This window comes from Bacillus sp. COPE52 (assembly GCF_003355115.1).
In the GTDB taxonomy this organism is placed as follows: Bacteria; Bacillota; Bacilli; order Bacillales; family Bacillaceae_G; genus Bacillus_A; species Bacillus_A toyonensis.
Map to the genome: position 1 here is coordinate 3,867,396 of NZ_CP031292.1, position 17,024 is coordinate 3,884,419.

The window sequence follows — 17,024 nt, forward strand, 5'->3', positions numbered from 1 at the left end:
GGAGGCGCAAACTATGGCCATGCGGTTTTTAAATATTGGATACGGAAATATTGTATCTGCTCATCGAATTATTGCTATTGTAAGTCCGGAGTCAGCTCCTATTAAACGAACAGTACAGGAAGCACGTGAACATAATGCTTTACTAGATGCTACGTATGGGAGAAAAACAAGGGCGGTTATTGTTATGGATGATGGGCATGTTGTATTAAGTCCAATTCAGCCAGAGACGATTGCACATCGTTTGAATAATAAAGAAGATTTAAGTGAGGAAGGGTAGGTTTTACATATTTATGAGAAGTAGAAGAGGATTGCTCATCGTTCTTTCAGGACCTTCTGGGGTTGGTAAAGGAACGGTTCGAAAAGAGCTGTTTAGCCATGAGGATACACGTTTTCAATACTCTATTTCAGTAACGACACGTAAGCCGCGTGAAGGTGAAGTAGATGGTGTGGATTATTTCTTTAAAGAGAGAGAAGAATTTGAGGAAATGATTCGTAATGAAAAATTACTTGAGTGGGCTGAGTTCGTAGGTAATTATTACGGAACACCGATTGACTATGTTGAAAAAACATTACAAGAAGGAAAAGATGTATTCTTAGAAATTGAAGTGCAAGGAGCAATTCAAGTTAAGAAAGCTTTCCCAGAAGGTGTATTTATTTTCTTAGCACCCCCAAGTTTATCTGAGCTAAAAAACCGAATTGTCGGCCGTGGTACAGAAACTGAAGATGTTATTGAAAATCGCTTAACTGTAGCGAAAGAAGAAATCGAAATGATGGACGCTTACGACTATGTTGTAGAAAATGATCAAGTTGAATTAGCTTGTGATAGAATTAAAGCAATTGTGGTTGGTGAACATTGCCGCCGCGAAAGAGTAGCAAAATATTATAAAGAAATGACGGAGGGTCTATAATTATGTTAAATCCATCAATTGATTCATTATTAACAAAAATCGATTCTAAATATACACTTGTAACAGTAGCTGCAAAGCGTGCACGTGAAATGCAACTTGCTAACAACTGTGTTATTGAACAGCCTGTTTCTCATAAATGTGTAGGTAAAGCATTAGAAGAAATCGATGTAGAAGTGTTAAAATATGTACCAAGCGAAGGCAAAATAATTGATTAAGATATTATTTTCGACAAATTAAAACATAGACTTTATAATTTTCTATGTAACGGTAACAACCTATTTACAAGTAGGTTGTTATTTTTTTACGATAGGATGAAATATTGGTACTGAAGAGCTGAGAAACCTGTTTCAGTATTATAAGTTTGAAAAAGAAAGAGGACGAGCCATATGCTAAAAGGGAAAAAGATACTCCTATGTGTAACAGGAGGCATTGCGGTCTTTAAAGCGGCTGCGTTAACTAGTAAATTGACACAAGCTGGTGCTATTGTAAAGGTGATCATGAGTGAGTCGGCAATAAAATTTGTTACGCCTCTTACATTCCAAGCACTTTCTCGTCATGATGTATATACAGATACATTCGATGAGAAAGACTCAGCTGTTATTGCTCATATCGATTTAGCAGATTGGGCAGATGTAGTACTTGTTGCACCTGCTACAGCCAATTGTATCGGGAAGTTAGCTGGTGGTATTGCGGATGATATGATTACAACTACTTTATTAGCTACTACAGCTCCAGTATGGATTGCACCTGCTATGAATGTGCATATGTACGAAAATAAAATTGTTCAAAAAAATATGATGACGTTAAAAACGTTAGGATATACATTTATTGAGCCTGGGGAAGGCTTTTTAGCGTGTGGTTATGTAGCGAAGGGAAGACTAGAGGAACCAGAAGCAATTATTGCGCGGTTAGAAGAAGCATTCACGGAACAAAAACCACTACAAGGTAAGAAAATGTTAATAACTGCTGGCCCGACGCGTGAAAAGATTGATCCAGTTCGTTTTATGACGAATTTTTCTTCTGGAAAAATGGGGTATGCGATTGCAGAAGTAGCAGCGAACTTAGGGGCTGATGTCATACTTGTTTCGGGGCCGACGGCATTAAATCCGCCACTACATGTAACAACGATACAAGTGGATTCAGCGCAGGATATGTTAGAAGCAGTCCTTCAACATTATCAAAATGTAGATGTTGTCATCAAAACAGCAGCTGTTGCAGATTATCGCCCGAAATATGTTCATGATAATAAAATGAAAAAGCAGAATGGTGATGCTGTAATTGAATTAGAGAGAACGGTAGATATTTTAAAAACGCTAGGTGAGAAGAAGGGTAAACAGTTACTTATCGGTTTTGCTGCTGAAACGACAAACGTAGAGGAATACGCAACGAAAAAGTTACGTGAGAAAAATGCGAATATGATTGTTGCGAATGATGTAAAAGCGCAAGGAGCTGGATTTGGCACAGATACGAACATTGTAACAATGTATAGAAAAGATGGAAAAGTTATTGAGTTGCCACTTTTAACGAAGAAAGAGGTAGCTCGCGAAATATTAAAGCAAATTGAAATGATGTTAGAAGATGATCGTTTATGAAATTTGCAAGTGTAATTGTTGATGTACCTGCCCGTCAGACAGATAGACCGTTTGATTACATTATCCCTAGAAAATGGGAAGATATTGTACAGACAGGAATGCGTGTAGTAGTTCCATTTGGTCCAAGAAAATTGCAAGGTTTTATTATTGAGATTAAAGATTCGGTTGACGTGGAAAGTAAGAAATTAAAGACAATCCATGAAATATTAGATGTAACACCGGTTTTAAATGATGAATTATTAAAGCTTGGATATTGGCTTACAAGTGAAACGTTATGTTATATGATTTCAGCATTTCAAGTCATGCTTCCGACAGCGATAAAAGCAACGTATAAAAAGCGTCTACAACTTCGTAAACAAGAAGAAGTAGCACCTGCAATACTGTATTTATTTCAGGATAAGGAAGCAATCGATTGGGAAGTTATTGAGGCGCAGCCACATTTATACCGCGCTATTCAACAAGAAATTAAAAATGGTACGATGGAAGTCGTATATCAAGTGAAAGATAAAGTGCAGAAGAAGAAACAAAGAGTCGTTCAGCCAGAGTTGCCGGAAGATAAATTAGAATTAGCTGCATTTGAATTGAAAAGTAAAAAACAACAAGATGTACTTTATTATTTTGTGGAAAATTATAAAAGTGTACCGTTGAAATTGTTAACAGAAGAGCTACAAATAACAGATGCTCCAATAAAATCACTTGTTAAAAAGGGGCTAATCTCAGAAAAATATGTGGAAGTATACCGGAATCCGTATGACGATGATGATTTTGAACAAACGAAACCATTTCCACTTACAGAGGAACAAAAGCAAGTTATTACACCTATTTTATCATCAATTACAAATGAAACTTACAATCCATTTTTACTATATGGTGTTACAGGAAGCGGAAAGACAGAAGTATATTTACAATCTATAGCAGCGGTGCTGAAGAAGGAAAAAGAAGCTATTGTACTCGTTCCTGAAATTGCGCTAACGCCTCAAATGGTAGATCGTTTTAAAGGTAGATTTGGCTCGCAAGTAGCGGTTCTTCATAGTGCACTGTCTGTTGGTGAAAAATATGATGAATGGCGTAAGATTTTAAGAAAAGAAGTGAAAGTGGTAGTTGGTGCCCGTTCAGCTATTTTTGCTCCTTTTGAAAATTTAGGGATTATTATTATTGATGAAGAGCATGAATCGAGTTATAAGCAAGAAGATAACCCGAAGTATCATGCAAGAGATGTAGCGGTGTGGAGAGGGCAATATCATAAATGTCCAATCGTTCTTGGAAGTGCAACGCCTACACTTGAATCATTTGCAAGAGCGACAAAAGGTGTTTATGAACTATTAACGATGGAAAAACGTATGAACGAACAAGCTTTACCAACAGTAGAAATTGTTGACATGCGTGAAGAACTTCGCGACGGGAATCGATCGATGTTTTCGAAGGCGTTGCATGAAAAAATAGCAGATCGACTAGAAAAGAAAGAACAAATGGTTCTCTTTTTAAATAGGAGAGGTCATTCAACATTTGTGATGTGTCGTGATTGCGGGTATGTTGTACAATGTCCACATTGTGATATTTCGCTGACGTATCATAAAATGAACCATCGTTTAAAATGTCATTATTGCAGTTATGAGGAGAATATGCCAACTGCGTGTCCAGCTTGTCAAAGTACATATATTCGTTTCTTTGGTACAGGCACACAAAAAGTAGAAGAAGAAATTACAAAACTATTTCCAGAAGCGCGAGTCATTCGAATGGACGTAGATACGACAAGTCGCAAAGGAATGCATGAGAAGTTATTAAAGGCATTTGGTGAAGAGAAAGCAGATATATTACTCGGGACACAAATGATCGCCAAAGGACTTGATTTTCCGAAAGTAACGCTCGTTGGTGTTTTAACTGCAGATACGATGCTTCACTTACCTGATTTTCGGGCGAGTGAAAAAACATATCAATTATTGACGCAAGTAAGTGGACGGGCAGGTAGACATGAATTGCCAGGGGAAGTTGTAATTCAAACGTATACGCCAGAACATTATAGTATAGAGTTAGCAAAGAACCAGCAATATGATGTGTTTTTTGACCAAGAAATGCAAATGAGACGAACAAGACAATATCCACCTTATTACTATGTTGTACTTGTAACGGTATCTCATCCAGAATTATTAAAGGCAGTGCAAGTGACGGAAAAAATTGTCGGTCATTTACGAATGCATTGTTCGCAGCAAACGATGGTGTTAGGGCCAGTTGCTTCAGCAATTCCAAGGATAAAAGATAGATATCGTTACCAATGCATGATAAAATACAAACGGGAACCAAACTTAAAGAACGTGCTCAAAATGGTAAATGAACATTATCAAGCAGAAATGCAAAAAGAGCTACAAATCTCAATTGATTTTAATCCAACAATGTTAATGTAGCGGAGGGAAATATGGCAGTTTTAGAAATAGTAAAGCATCCAAATGAAGTGTTAGAAACACCATGTGAAAGAGTAATTAACTTTGATAAAAAGTTAGTGAAATTGTTGAAAGATATGCATGAAACAATGTTAATGGCGGACGGAGTCGGTTTAGCTGCACCTCAAGTAGGGGTAAGCTTGCAAGTAGCAGTTGTTGATGTCGATGATGATACTGGGAAAATCGAGTTAATCAATCCATCAATATTAGAAAAACGTGGTGAACAAGTAGGTCCCGAAGGCTGTTTAAGCTTCCCGGGACTTTATGGTGAAGTGGAACGTGCAGATTATATTAAAGTAAGAGCACAGAATCGCCGAGGTAAAGTGTTTTTATTAGAAGCGGAAGGATTTTTAGCGCGTGCAATTCAACATGAAATCGATCATTTACACGGTGTTCTATTTACATCGAAAGTGACAAGATATTATGAAGAAAACGAATTAGAATAGGTGTTAAAAGGAGCGGTTTTTAAATGATTAAAGTAGTATTTATGGGAACACCGGACTTTTCAGTGCCGGTGCTTCGTCGTCTTATCGAAGATGGCTATGATGTAGTAGGTGTTGTGACGCAACCAGATCGTCCGGTAGGTAGAAAAAAAGTATTAACACCTACACCTGTTAAAGTTGAAGCGGAGAAACATGGTATTCCGGTGTTACAACCACTGAAAATTCGTGAAAAAGACGAATATGAAAAAGTATTAGCATTAGAGGCGGATTTAATTGTAACAGCTGCGTTCGGTCAGATTGTACCAAACGAAATTTTAGAAGCGCCAAAGTACGGATGTATTAATGTCCATGCCTCTTTACTTCCAGAACTACGCGGTGGTGCACCGATTCATTATGCAATTATGGAAGGTAAAGAAAAAACAGGAATTACAATTATGTATATGGTAGAAAAATTAGACGCTGGTGATATTTTAACGCAAGTAGAAGTGGAAATTGAAGAGCGTGAAACGACGGGCTCGTTATTTGATAAGTTAAGTGAAGCCGGTGCACATCTTCTATCTAAAACAGTACCTTTATTAATTCAAGGTAAGTTAGAACCGATTAAACAAAATGAAGATGAAGTGACATTCGCATATAATATAAAACGTGAGCAAGAGAAAATTGATTGGACAAAAACAGGTGAAGAAGTATACAATCACATTCGCGGATTGAACCCATGGCCAGTTGCATATACGACTTTAGCAGAACAAGTTGTTAAAGTATGGTGGGGAGAGAAAGTTTCTCTAGAAGCGAAAGCTGAACCAGGTACAATAGTTGGTCTTGAAGAAGATGGATTTGTTGTTGCAACAGGGAATGAAACAGGTGTTAAAATTACTGAATTGCAACCGTCGGGTAAAAAGCGTATGAGTTGTTCACAATTTTTACGTGGGACAAAACCTGAAATTGGCACGAAGTTAGGAGAAAATGCATGAGACAAAATGTTCGTGAATTAGCTCTTGATGGTTTAATTCAAGTAGAAAAAAGTGGTGCATATAGTAACTTACTTTTAAATAATCTAATTGAAAAAAATGCAATTGATAGAAAAGATATTGGTTTATTAACTGAAATTGTATATGGAACGATTCAACGTCGTGACACATTAGATTATTATTTACAGCCTTTTTTAAAAAAGAAGGTTGAGGCGTGGGTAAGAGTATTGCTTCGCTTATCTTTATATCAAATGATATATTTGGACCGAGTGCCAGAAAGAGCGGCTATTCATGAAGCGGTTGAAATAGCAAAGCGTCGTGGGCATAAAGGGATTTCAGGCATGGTGAACGGAGTATTGCGTTCAATTCAGCGAGAAGGTGTACCTTCATTAGATGAAATCAAAGATCCAGTGGAACGTCTTGCAATTGCAACGAGTCACCCAGTTTGGTTAGTACAAGATTGGGCATCTGAATATGGTTTAGAGACAGCAGAGAAAATGTGTGAAGTAAACATGTTACCACCAGTACCTACAGCACGTGTGAACGTTGATAAAGTAACGGTAGAAGAAGCAATTGAGTTGTTGGCAAGTGAAGGAATAGAAGCAAAGTCTGGCGATTTGTCAGATGATGCAATTCAAATTGAAAGAGGGAATGTAGCGCATACAGAAGCGTTTAAAAAAGGGTTCCTTTCTATTCAAGATGAAAGCTCTATGCTTGTTGCACGTGCTTTAGAACCGAATGAGGGAGAGACAGTTCTTGATAGTTGTGCTGCTCCTGGTGGTAAAACTACGCATATAGCTGAGCGTTTAAAGGGAACTGGTAAAGTAATGTCGCTTGATTTACACGCGCATAAAGTGCGTTTAATTAAACAACAAGCAGAGCGACTTGGTCTAGAAAATGTAGAAACAAAAGCGTTAGATGCTAGAAAAGTGCAAGAGCACTTTGCAAATGAAACTTTTGATAAAATATTAGTAGATGCACCATGTTCTGGATTTGGGGTAATTAGACGTAAACCTGATATTAAGTTAGGAAAAGATAAAGGCGATAGTGAAAGATTATCGACGATTCAACTTGCGATATTAGAAAAGATAGCACCATTATTAAAACAAGGCGGTCGTCTTGTTTATAGTACGTGCACAATTGAGAAAATAGAAAATGAACAAGTAATAGATAAATTTTTAAAAGAACATCCTGAATTTGAATGGGATACTACGATAAAAGAACGTATGCCAGAAAAATTAAGTCCGTATATTAATGAAGGTCAAGTACAAATTTTACCGCATTATTTTGCAACGGATGGCTTTTATATTGCTTGTTTAAGGAAGAAGGTGTAGCATCATGGAAACGACTGTAAAAAAACAAAAGAAAAATGTAGAAACGAAAAAACCATCAATTTACTCTTTACAACTTCATGAAATGCAAGATTGGTTAAAGGAACAAGGAGAACCGAAGTTCCGTGCTGGACAAATTTTTGACTGGCTATATAAAAAACGTGTAAAAAATTATGAGGATATGTCAAACCTTTCTAAAGGATTGCGTGATAAATTGTCGAATTCCTTTGATATTACTACTTTAAACACGTTAGTAAAACAAACGTCTTCGGATGGAACGATTAAATTCTTATTCCAGTTATATGATGGATATTCTATTGAAACGGTATTAATGCGACATGAATACGGAAATTCTATTTGTGTAACAACACAAGTTGGTTGTCGTATTGGCTGTACGTTCTGTGCTTCTACACTTGGCGGGTTAAAACGAAACCTAGAAGCTGGAGAAATTGTAGCGCAAGTAGTAGAAGTGCAACGCGCGCTTGATGAAACGGAAGAACGTGTAAGTTCTCTTGTTGTTATGGGAATTGGAGAACCATTTGATAACTATGATAATTTAATGGGATTTTTACGCATCACTAACCATGAAAAAGGACTTCATATTGGTGCAAGACATATGACAGTTTCGACGAGTGGTATTATTCCGAAAATTTACAAGTTTGCTGAAGAAGAGTTACAAATTAATTTTGCGATTTCATTGCATGCTCCAAATTCAGAATTACGTTCAAAATTAATGCCGATTAACCGTGCTTATAAGCTACCTGATTTAATGGAAGCTATTAAATACTATGTAAATAGAACAGGGCGTCGTATTACATTTGAATATGGACTATTTGGAGGAGAAAATGACCAAGTTGAGCACGCTGAAGAACTTGCTGCGCTCTTAAAAGGTGTAAAGTGTCATGTGAACTTAATTCCGGTTAACTACGTACCAGAACGTGATTACGTACGAACACCACGTGAGCAAATTTTCTTATTTGAAAAAACGCTTAAAGATCGTGGAGTGAATGTAACAATTCGCCGTGAACAAGGTCACGATATTGATGCTGCCTGCGGTCAGTTGCGTGCGAAGGAGCGCAAAGAAGAGACGAGGTGACGAGATGAAAGCCGTGTTTCTATCGGATAAAGGGAAAGTTCGTCAACATAATGAAGATAGTGCAGGAGTTTTTCACAATTTAGATGGAAATATTTTAGCGGTAGTAGCAGATGGAATGGGAGGTCATCGAGCTGGCGATGTAGCTAGTTCGATGGCCATTCAATTATTCCATGATTATTGGAAGCAAACGCATAATATGAATGAGCCTAAAAAAGTAGAAGAGTGGTTACATACTAGTGTTGGAATTATTAATGAACGCATTTTTGAATATTCTAAACAACACGTAGAGTGTGATGGTATGGGAACAACGATTATCATAGCAATTTGTACGCCTAATTTTGTAACAATAGGTCATATAGGAGATAGTCGTTGTTATATGGTATCAGAGGGAGTAATGTCACTCGTAACGGAAGATCATTCACTTGTAAATGAACTTGTGAGACATGGTGAAATTTCAAAGGAAGATGCAGAATACCACCCGAAAAAAAATGTTTTGTTAAGAGCGCTAGGAACAGAAGAAAAAGTCGGATTAGATGTTAAAACATTGGTACTTGAAGAAGATGATCAATTGCTTCTTTGCTCTGATGGATTGTCTAATAAAGTCCCTATGACTGATATGCAACAAATTTTACAGTTAAATGAACAGCTCGAAGCTAAGGTGCAAAGTCTCATTCAATTGGCGAATGATCGTGGTGGAGAGGATAATATTACTCTTGTTCTTATTGATTATGCGGATTCGACAAACGAAAGTAGGTGAAGTGCAACGTGCTGATTGGAAAACGCTTAAATGACCGTTATAAGCTGCTAAAAATGATTGGCGGTGGAGGGATGGCCAATGTATATTTAGCTCATGATGACATACTCGGCCGAGATGTAGCGGTGAAAATATTAAGACTCGACTATTCCAATAACGAAGAGTTTATTAAACGTTTCCATCGAGAAGCGCAATCTGTTACAACGTTGTCGCATCCAAATATTGTGAATATGTATGATGTTGGAGAAGAAGATGGTATATATTATCTTGTAATGGAGTATGTACCTGGACAAACATTAAAGCAATACATAATTGAGCAAGGGATGTTACCTATAGGGGAAGCTCTTGATATTATGGAGCAATTAACATCCGCCATGGCACACGCTCATCATTTTGAAATTGTGCATCGTGATATAAAACCGCACAATATTTTAATTCGAGCTGATGGAGTAGTAAAAGTAACAGATTTTGGAATTGCGACAGCTACAAGTGCAACAACTATTACACATACAAATTCAGTACTTGGTTCGGTGCATTATTTATCACCAGAACAAGCGCGCGGCGGGATAGCAAATAAACAATCAGATATTTATTCGCTTGGTATTGTTATGTTCGAATTGTTAACAGGAAGACAACCGTTTTCTGGTGAATCTGCCGTTGCAATAGCTTTAAAACATTTACAAAGTGAAATACCGTCTCCAAGAAGATGGAATGAAAATATTCCGCAAAGTGTTGAGAATATTATATTAAAGGCAACTGCTAAAGATCCGTTCCATCGATACCAATCTGCTAATGCGATGAAACGAGATATTGAAACGGCTTTATATCCAGAACGAATTAATGAACAGCCATTTTACATACCAGAAGATATGGAAGCGACGAAAGCGATTCCAATTATCCAACAAGAACAATTATTTGAAAATGTAACTGATGAAACGATTGTTTTAAGTGGAAGTAAAGTGGATGAACCAAAAAGAAAAGAACATACTGAATTAGATAAGAAGAAAAAACGAAGTAATAAATGGATTAAGGTTTTAATTACGACATTTTTACTTTTAGCAATTGGAATAACATTAGCTCTTACTGTTATTCCGGGATTCTTTATTCCGAAAGATGTAAAAGTTCCTGATGTGGCTGGTATGAAATATACGACAGCTGTAAATAAATTGGTAGAAAAAGGTTTTGAAGTGACAGAACCTAATATTGTATATACAGATGATGTGGAAGCTGGAGATGTAATAAAAACTGATCCTGTAGCAGGAAGAGTAGTGAAGGAAAGTTCTAAAATTACTATCTATCAATCAGGTGGAAAAAAGAAAAGTAAGATGAAGGATTTTACAGGTCAAAACTTTGAGAGTGTAAAACCCGAGTTAGAAGAAAGATATAAACAGGTTACTGAAAATTATATTGAAAATGATAAACCAAAAGGTGAAATTGTAGAACAAATACCGACACCTGATCAAATGGTTGTAGAGGCGGAGCAAGAACTGAAAGTTTGGATAAGTAAAGGTCCTTATCAAAATAGACCAGGTGATTTTTCAAGATGGACTGAAAATAGTGCAACTGGTGATTTGAATGAGAGAAAATTAACTCCAGATATAAAACGAGAGTATTCAGATACGGTTGATAAAGGTCTTGTAATTTCGCAATCGCCAAAACCAGGAACTCCGTTAAAAGAAGGAGATAAAGTGACACTTATCATCTCGAATGGCCCTAAGCCGAAAGTAACAAAAACAGTGAAGGTGGATAACATTTCTATCCCATATGAGTCTTCTATAATAGGTGAGAAAAAACCGCAAACAATAGAAATTTATAAAGAAGATATGCAACAAAAGATGGATAGACCAATTGAAACTAGAACGATTTCAGAGTCGGCAACAATTTCTTTAGAATTTGTAATTCAAGAAGGCTCAAAGGGTCACTATAAAATCGTACGGGATGGAGTAACGATTATCGATAAGGAAGTACCATATCCAACTCAATAATAGTGAATTCCATTTTCTTTTTATAGAGAATGGAATGCATTACCCTTGCCTGTTATGCTGTCTACAAGGTGGACTGTATAACAGGCAAAAATATATGATTCAAAAAGCTATACAAGTGATATTGTTGTAAAAAATATTTCGAATTGATGGTAGAGATTAAATATATGAACCTGGTTATATATTGGTGGGTTTTAAAATAATTGTTTAAAGAACTCTAGTCTATTCGTTTTAATTACAGCTTCACTTTATACAAAATAAAGGAGAATTATATGCCAGAAGGAAAAATTGTAAAAGCTTTAAGTGGATTTTATTATGTACAACATGAAGAAGGGATTACACAATGTCGTGGGCGTGGTGTATTTAGAAAAAATAAAATTACACCACTTGTAGGAGACCAAGTCGTTTTTCAAGCAGATAACCCAACGGAAGGCTACGTGCTTGAAGTATTTGATCGAAAAAATGAACTTGTTAGGCCTCCTATTGCTAATGTGGATCAAGCAATCCTTGTTTTCTCTGCAGTAGAACCAGATTTTAATCCTGGACTGTTAGATCGATTTTTAGTGCTGATTGAATATCATAACATTAAGCCGATTATTTGTATTAGTAAGATGGATTTAGTGGATGAAAAGATGCGAGAAACCGTTGAAGCTTATGCAAATGATTATCGTGAAATGGGTTATGATGTATTATTTACTTCTATAAATACATCGGAAAGTATTGCTATTTTAAAACCATTTTTAGAAGGTTGTGTTTCTGTCGTTGCTGGCCAATCAGGTGTTGGGAAATCTTCGATGCTTAACGTATTACGTCCGGATTTAGAACTAAAAACAAATGATATTTCCTCACATTTAGGACGCGGAAAACATACGACAAGACACGTGGAATTAATTGCAGTTGGAAGTGGACTTGTTGCGGATACACCTGGTTTTAGTTCACTTGATTTCATAGATATAGAGGTAGAAGATCTTACATATTGTTTTCCTGAGTTGAAAGAAGCGAGCCAATACTGTAAATTTAGAGGGTGTACACATCTTTCTGAACCGAAATGTGCGGTGAAAGCTGCGGTTGAAGAAGGAAAGATTACAGAATATCGTTATAAGAATTACCAACAATTCGTAGAAGAAATTAGAGAGAGAAAGCCGAGGTATTAGTTATGATTAAAATTGCACCATCGATCTTATCAGCAGATTTTTCAAAATTAGGGGAAGAAATTAAAGATGTAGAAAAAGGCGGAGCTGATTACATTCATGTCGATGTAATGGACGGGCATTTTGTACCGAATATTACGATTGGGCCATTAATTGTAGAAGCGATCCGTCCGATTACATCATTACCGTTAGATGTGCATTTAATGATTGAAAATCCTGATAACTATATCCCAACTTTCGCGAAAGCCGGAGCGGATATTATTACTGTTCATGTAGAGGCGTGTCCTCATTTACATCGTACAATTCAGTTAATTAAATCTCATGGCATTAAAGCAGGGGTTGTATTAAATCCACATACGCCAGTTTCGGTGATTGAGCATGTGTTAGAAGATATAGATATGGTATTACTTATGACGGTGAATCCTGGATTTGGTGGACAGAAATTTATCCATTCTGTATTACCGAAAATTAAACAAGTTGCAGAAATGGTTAAAGAGCGAAATCTAGAAGTCGAAATTGAAGTTGATGGTGGTGTCAACGCTGAAACGGCAAGACTTTGTGTTGAAGCAGGAGCAAATGTACTTGTAGCTGGATCAGCGGTATACAATCAAAAAGACCGCGGTGAAGCGATCCGTATCATTCGTGGATAATGAATGAACAGATCCCTATCCTAGTGAAGTTTCGGGTTTAGTAAGACTTCACTATTTAGACAGGATAGAGCGAAAAATATGTAAAAAGGCAATCTACCGAATGGCAGATTGCCTTTTTACAATAGAAGGGGAAGGAAAAATGATTATTCATATTTTAGCAGGAGGCCCTGCAGAATATTGCGCAGATTTTTCTCGATATGAAAATGAAGAAGTAGTGTGGGCGGCGGTTGATAGAGGAGTGTACCATTTACTAAAAAGAGGGATTACTCCATCTGTTGCGTTCGGAGATTACGATTCAGTAACTGAAGAAGAATTAGTATGGATGGGACAGCAAACAGATGAATTACATATTGTTCCACGAGAAAAAGATCAAACGGATTTAGAGATTGCAATTAGTTGGGCTTTAGAACAGAAACCCAAATTAATTCGTATTTTTGGTGCAACTGGTGGGCGGTTGGATCATGGTTTAGCAAATATACAGATGCTTTTAAAGGGTTTAGAAGCAAAAGTGGAAATGTGTATTGTGGATAATAAAAATGAAATAATGGTGAAAAAAGTTGGTACATATACAATTGGAATAAATAAAAATTTCCCCTATGTATCATTTGTGCCAGTTACTGAAAGTGTAGAAGGTATTACACTACAAGGATTTAAGTACCCTCTTACTAATAAAACGATAGAGTGGGGATCGACACTTTGTATTAGTAATGAACTCATTGAGGAAAAAGGTACTTTTTCATTCGCATCTGGCATATTAATGATGATAAGAAGCACTGATTGAAGAAACAATTTTGCTCCTTGCATCATATAGTGGGCAAGTGGAGTAAAGGGGATTAGGAGGGAAACCATGAGATTTTATACAATTAAGTTACCTAAATTTCTTGGTGGAATTGTTCGTGCGATGTTAAACACCTTCAAAAAAGACTAAAAAAAGCACCGATAATAGGTGCTTTTTCCATTGGTATAGTAAAAAAAGAGCCTAGCGGCTCTTTTTTTTATTATTAAACACGTTCGATTTTGCCAGATTTTAATGCTCTAGCAGAAACGTAAACACGTTGAACTTTACCGTCGATGCGTACGCGAACTTTTTGAAGGTTAGCGCCCCATTTACGTTTTGTAGCGTTCATTGCGTGAGAACGAGAGTTACCAGAACGAGCTTTTCTTCCAGTGATAGCACAAACACGAGCCATTTATATTTCCCTCCCTTGACACCTTACCATACGTAATTTTTCAATGTTAGTCTTTTTTGCGATGCTAAAAACACTACTATAATTTAACACAACTAAAAAGAGAATGCAACACTGTAGAAAAAAGAAATCAAGAAAAATTACTTGACACTATATGTAAGTGAAGAAAAGTTGAAATCAAGAAAATTTGCTTGACATATTATAGTGGTACATGTTGTATAATAACAATGGACTATTTTGCTCATCATAGAAAAGTGTAGTATAAAACATAAAATATGAGAGTGAAAAGAAAGAACGATGGAATTTTCTTTAAAAAGATTATATGATAGTAACTAAAGTAGTCTAGCTCACTTTCACCATTTATGAAGGGGGAAACGAGATGTCAATTGAAATTAAAACGAAGTACGGTCAAATTGATATTAGTACAGATGTAATTGCAACAATTGCTGGAGGTGCCGCGGTAGATTGCTACGGTATCGTAGGTATGGCATCAAAAAATCAGTTAAAAGATGGATTAACAGACATTTTACGAAAAGAAAACTTCACTAGAGGTGTTATTGTTCGTAAAGATGAAGATGAAGTACATATTGATATGTATATTATTGTGAGCTATGGTACGAAAATTTCAGAAGTAGCACATAACGTGCAGACGAAAGTGAAATATACATTAGATCAAACTGTAGGACTAGCAGTAGATTCTGTAAACATCTACGTACAAGGAGTTAAAGTAATAAACTTGTAATGTGCATTAAGGAGGAAAATCTGTGTCAATTCAAAAAATTGATGGGAAACGTTTATCACAAATGATCATGCAAGGAGCGAACAATTTAACAAATAATGTTCAGCTTGTTGATGCATTAAACGTATTTCCAGTTCCAGATGGCGATACCGGTACAAACATGAACTTATCAATGACTTCAGGCGCACGTGAAGTGAAAGCAAATCCTTCACAGCACGCTGGTAAAGTCGGTGTAAGTTTAGCCAAAGGATTATTAATGGGAGCTCGTGGTAACTCTGGTGTTATTTTATCTCAGTTATTCCGTGGTTTTTCAAAATCCATTGAACAAAAAGAAGAATTAACAACAGTTGATTTTGCTGCAGCTTTAGATGCTGGGGTAGAAGCGGCTTACAAAGCGGTTATGAAACCGATTGAAGGAACGATTTTAACGGTTGCAAGAGAAACGGGTAAATATGCAGTGACAGTTGCGAAAAAACAGCGCGACTTTGTTTTGTTTATGGAAGACGTTGTGAAAGAAGCCAATGCATCGTTAAATCGTACGCCAGATTTATTACCTGTATTAAAACAAGTTGGCGTTGTAGATAGCGGTGGTAAAGGTCTTGTTGTTGTATATGAAGGATTTTTAGCTGACTTAAAAGGAGAAACAATTTCTTCTGATGTGTCTGCCCAACCATCTATGAATGACATGGTACGCGCAGAACATCACCGTAGTGTACAAAGCCAATTGAGTACAGAAGATATAAAGTATGGATATTGCACGGAATTCATGGTGAAATTAGAGCCTGAAAAAATGAAGGAACATAATTTCTCTGAACAAAAATTCCGTGAAGATATTAGTGTATACGGAGATTCACTACTTGTTGTATCAGATGATGAGGTTGTTAAGGTTCATATTCATGCGGAACATCCTGGAGATCCTATGAATTATGGGCAACGCTATGGTAGTTTAATTAAGATTAAAGTAGAAAATATGCGTGAACAGCATACCGCTTTATTAGATGAACCTACTATGGTTCCTGAGCAAACAACTCAATCGAAAGAAAAACAACCATATGGTATCGTAACTGTAGCTATGGGATCTGGTATTAAAACTTTATTTGAGAGCATTGGTGCAACGAAAGTAATCGAAGGTGGCCAAACGATGAATCCGAGTACGGAGGATATTGTGAAGGCGATTGAAGAGGCGAATGCTGAAAAAATCATCATCTTACCAAATAACGGAAACATCGTGATGGCAGCAGAACAAGCAGCGTCAGTTGTTGATCAAGAAGTTATTGTTATTCGTTCAAAAACAGTTCCTCAAGGTATGGCTGCAATGTTAGCATTTAATCCAGTTGGAACGTTAGAAGAAAATGAAGAAAACATGAAAGAAGCTTTATCTCATGTGAAAACGGGTCAAATTACGTATGCTGTTCGTGATACGGAAATTGACGGTGTAGCAATTCAAAAAGACGATTTCATGTGCATTGCAGATGGAAAAATCGTATCAACAAATGCTGAAAAAGTAGGAGCTGCAAAGCAATTATTAGAAGCATTGATTGATGAAGAGTCTGAAATCGTAACGATTCTACAAGGTGAAGATGCAACTGATGAAGAAGTAGCTGAGTTAGTTGCATTTGTAGAAGAGAAATTTGAAGATGCTGAAGTAGAAGTGCATGCTGGGAATCAACCGGTGTATTCTTTCATCTTCTCTGTAGAATAAAAAAGATTCGTTTTGAAAATAAATGGATCACTTACTTGCTAATGGATCAGAAGTAGTAATGTGAACGTTATTACTAGTTTTTA

At 36.6% G+C, this 17,024-nt stretch carries 18 protein-coding genes; 17 read left to right on the plus strand and 1 reads right to left on the minus strand.

Translation table 11 applies throughout. From position 1 onward, the window contains the following. Window positions 1-13 precede the first annotated feature (13 nt). From remA to spoVM, 15 genes are all read left to right on the plus strand, one after another. Complete coding sequence (gene remA / locus DPQ31_RS19460) at window positions 14-277, plus strand: extracellular matrix/biofilm regulator RemA (protein WP_001251456.1); 264 nt, start codon at window positions 14-16, stop codon at window positions 275-277. Window positions 278-290: 13 nt separating this feature from the next. Then, window positions 291-908, plus strand: a complete 618-nt coding sequence (gmk, locus tag DPQ31_RS19465; RefSeq protein WP_001257739.1) for a guanylate kinase — start codon at window positions 291-293, stop codon at window positions 906-908. 2 nt (window positions 909-910) lie between these two features. Then, a complete protein-coding gene (gene rpoZ, locus DPQ31_RS19470) occupies window positions 911-1,123 on the plus strand; it encodes a DNA-directed RNA polymerase subunit omega (protein WP_000933967.1) in 213 nt (70 codons plus the stop codon). Between the two features lie 171 nt (window positions 1,124-1,294). Beyond that, entirely contained in the window at window positions 1,295-2,500 is a 1,206-nt protein-coding gene (gene coaBC / locus DPQ31_RS19475; RefSeq protein WP_000911716.1) for a bifunctional phosphopantothenoylcysteine decarboxylase/phosphopantothenate--cysteine ligase CoaBC, read from the plus strand. Beyond that, entirely contained in the window at window positions 2,497-4,902 is a 2,406-nt protein-coding gene (gene priA, locus DPQ31_RS19480; RefSeq protein WP_000666740.1) for a primosomal protein N', read from the plus strand. Before coaBC ends, priA begins: the two co-directional genes overlap by 4 nt. 11 nt (window positions 4,903-4,913) lie before the next feature. Continuing rightward, the gene (def, locus tag DPQ31_RS19485) at window positions 4,914-5,384 is read left to right on the plus strand and encodes a peptide deformylase (RefSeq protein WP_000279472.1); all 471 of its coding nucleotides are present in this window, start codon (window positions 4,914-4,916) and stop codon (window positions 5,382-5,384) included. A 23-nt stretch (window positions 5,385-5,407) separates the two neighbouring features. Next, complete coding sequence (gene fmt, locus DPQ31_RS19490) at window positions 5,408-6,352, plus strand: methionyl-tRNA formyltransferase (RefSeq protein ID WP_000598798.1); 945 nt, start codon at window positions 5,408-5,410, stop codon at window positions 6,350-6,352. Further along, window positions 6,349-7,683 (plus strand): 16S rRNA (cytosine(967)-C(5))-methyltransferase RsmB, encoded by a 1,335-nt coding sequence (gene rsmB / locus DPQ31_RS19495; protein ID WP_098821821.1) that lies wholly within the window; start codon window positions 6,349-6,351, stop codon window positions 7,681-7,683. Before fmt ends, rsmB begins: the two co-directional genes overlap by 4 nt. 4 nt (window positions 7,684-7,687) lie before the next feature. Further along, window positions 7,688-8,776, plus strand: coding sequence for a dual-specificity RNA methyltransferase RlmN (gene rlmN / locus DPQ31_RS19500; protein WP_000450536.1), 1,089 nt, complete (start codon window positions 7,688-7,690; stop codon window positions 8,774-8,776). A gap of 4 nt (window positions 8,777-8,780) precedes the next feature. Then, a complete protein-coding gene (locus DPQ31_RS19505; RefSeq protein ID WP_000648690.1) occupies window positions 8,781-9,533 on the plus strand; it encodes a Stp1/IreP family PP2C-type Ser/Thr phosphatase in 753 nt (250 codons plus the stop codon). Window positions 9,534-9,541: 8 nt separating this feature from the next. Next, complete coding sequence (prkC, locus tag DPQ31_RS19510) at window positions 9,542-11,515, plus strand: serine/threonine protein kinase PrkC (RefSeq protein WP_000904738.1); 1,974 nt, start codon at window positions 9,542-9,544, stop codon at window positions 11,513-11,515. 269 nt (window positions 11,516-11,784) lie between these two features. Next, window positions 11,785-12,666: a ribosome small subunit-dependent GTPase A gene (gene rsgA / locus DPQ31_RS19515; protein WP_001113944.1), complete on the plus strand. Its 882-nt coding sequence runs from the start codon at window positions 11,785-11,787 to the stop codon at window positions 12,664-12,666. A gap of 2 nt (window positions 12,667-12,668) precedes the next feature. Beyond that, window positions 12,669-13,313: a ribulose-phosphate 3-epimerase gene (gene rpe / locus DPQ31_RS19520; protein WP_000589965.1), complete on the plus strand. Its 645-nt coding sequence runs from the start codon at window positions 12,669-12,671 to the stop codon at window positions 13,311-13,313. A gap of 100 nt (window positions 13,314-13,413) precedes the next feature. Further along, window positions 13,414-14,094: a thiamine diphosphokinase gene (locus DPQ31_RS19525; RefSeq protein ID WP_002039429.1), complete on the plus strand. Its 681-nt coding sequence runs from the start codon at window positions 13,414-13,416 to the stop codon at window positions 14,092-14,094. A 66-nt stretch (window positions 14,095-14,160) separates the two neighbouring features. Then, window positions 14,161-14,241 (plus strand): stage V sporulation protein SpoVM, encoded by an 81-nt coding sequence (gene spoVM, locus DPQ31_RS19530; protein ID WP_001213599.1) that lies wholly within the window; start codon window positions 14,161-14,163, stop codon window positions 14,239-14,241. Window positions 14,242-14,314: 73 nt separating this feature from the next. Here spoVM and rpmB read toward each other — a convergent pair whose 3' ends face one another. After that, window positions 14,315-14,503, minus strand: coding sequence for a 50S ribosomal protein L28 (gene rpmB / locus DPQ31_RS19535; RefSeq protein WP_000124776.1), 189 nt, complete (start codon window positions 14,501-14,503; stop codon window positions 14,315-14,317). 376 nt (window positions 14,504-14,879) lie between these two features. Between rpmB and DPQ31_RS19540 the strand changes: the two genes are divergently transcribed. Next, window positions 14,880-15,242 carry an Asp23/Gls24 family envelope stress response protein gene (locus tag DPQ31_RS19540; protein ID WP_000021109.1) on the plus strand — a complete coding sequence of 121 codons (363 nt, stop codon included), beginning with the start codon at window positions 14,880-14,882 and terminating at the stop codon, window positions 15,240-15,242. 22 nt (window positions 15,243-15,264) lie between these two features. Then, the gene (locus DPQ31_RS19545; protein ID WP_000027119.1) at window positions 15,265-16,941 is read left to right on the plus strand and encodes a DAK2 domain-containing protein; all 1,677 of its coding nucleotides are present in this window, start codon (window positions 15,265-15,267) and stop codon (window positions 16,939-16,941) included. Window positions 16,942-17,024 lie beyond the last annotated feature (83 nt).

Excerpts from the sequence above, each read along its gene's own strand:
- remA (WP_001251456.1), top strand. The coding sequence starts at position 14 with ATGGCCATGCGGTTTTTAAATATTGGATACGGAAATATTGTATCTGCT.
- gmk (WP_001257739.1), top strand. The coding sequence starts at position 291 with ATGAGAAGTAGAAGAGGATTGCTCATCGTTCTTTCAGGACCTTCTGGG.
- rpoZ (WP_000933967.1), top strand. The coding sequence starts at position 911 with ATGTTAAATCCATCAATTGATTCATTATTAACAAAAATCGATTCTAAA.
- coaBC (WP_000911716.1), top strand. The coding sequence starts at position 1,295 with ATGCTAAAAGGGAAAAAGATACTCCTATGTGTAACAGGAGGCATTGCG.
- priA (WP_000666740.1), top strand. The coding sequence starts at position 2,497 with ATGAAATTTGCAAGTGTAATTGTTGATGTACCTGCCCGTCAGACAGAT.
- def (WP_000279472.1), top strand. The coding sequence starts at position 4,914 with ATGGCAGTTTTAGAAATAGTAAAGCATCCAAATGAAGTGTTAGAAACA.
- fmt (WP_000598798.1), top strand. The coding sequence starts at position 5,408 with ATGATTAAAGTAGTATTTATGGGAACACCGGACTTTTCAGTGCCGGTG.
- rsmB (WP_098821821.1), top strand. The coding sequence starts at position 6,349 with ATGAGACAAAATGTTCGTGAATTAGCTCTTGATGGTTTAATTCAAGTA.
- rlmN (WP_000450536.1), top strand. The coding sequence starts at position 7,688 with ATGGAAACGACTGTAAAAAAACAAAAGAAAAATGTAGAAACGAAAAAA.
- DPQ31_RS19505 (WP_000648690.1), top strand. The coding sequence starts at position 8,781 with ATGAAAGCCGTGTTTCTATCGGATAAAGGGAAAGTTCGTCAACATAAT.
- rsgA (WP_001113944.1), top strand. The coding sequence starts at position 11,785 with ATGCCAGAAGGAAAAATTGTAAAAGCTTTAAGTGGATTTTATTATGTA.
- rpe (WP_000589965.1), top strand. The coding sequence starts at position 12,669 with ATGATTAAAATTGCACCATCGATCTTATCAGCAGATTTTTCAAAATTA.
- DPQ31_RS19525 (WP_002039429.1), top strand. The coding sequence starts at position 13,414 with ATGGCAGATTGCCTTTTTACAATAGAAGGGGAAGGAAAAATGATTATT.
- spoVM (WP_001213599.1), top strand. The coding sequence starts at position 14,161 with ATGAGATTTTATACAATTAAGTTACCTAAATTTCTTGGTGGAATTGTT.
- rpmB (WP_000124776.1), bottom strand. The coding sequence starts at position 14,503 with ATGGCTCGTGTTTGTGCTATCACTGGAAGAAAAGCTCGTTCTGGTAAC.
- DPQ31_RS19540 (WP_000021109.1), top strand. The coding sequence starts at position 14,880 with ATGTCAATTGAAATTAAAACGAAGTACGGTCAAATTGATATTAGTACA.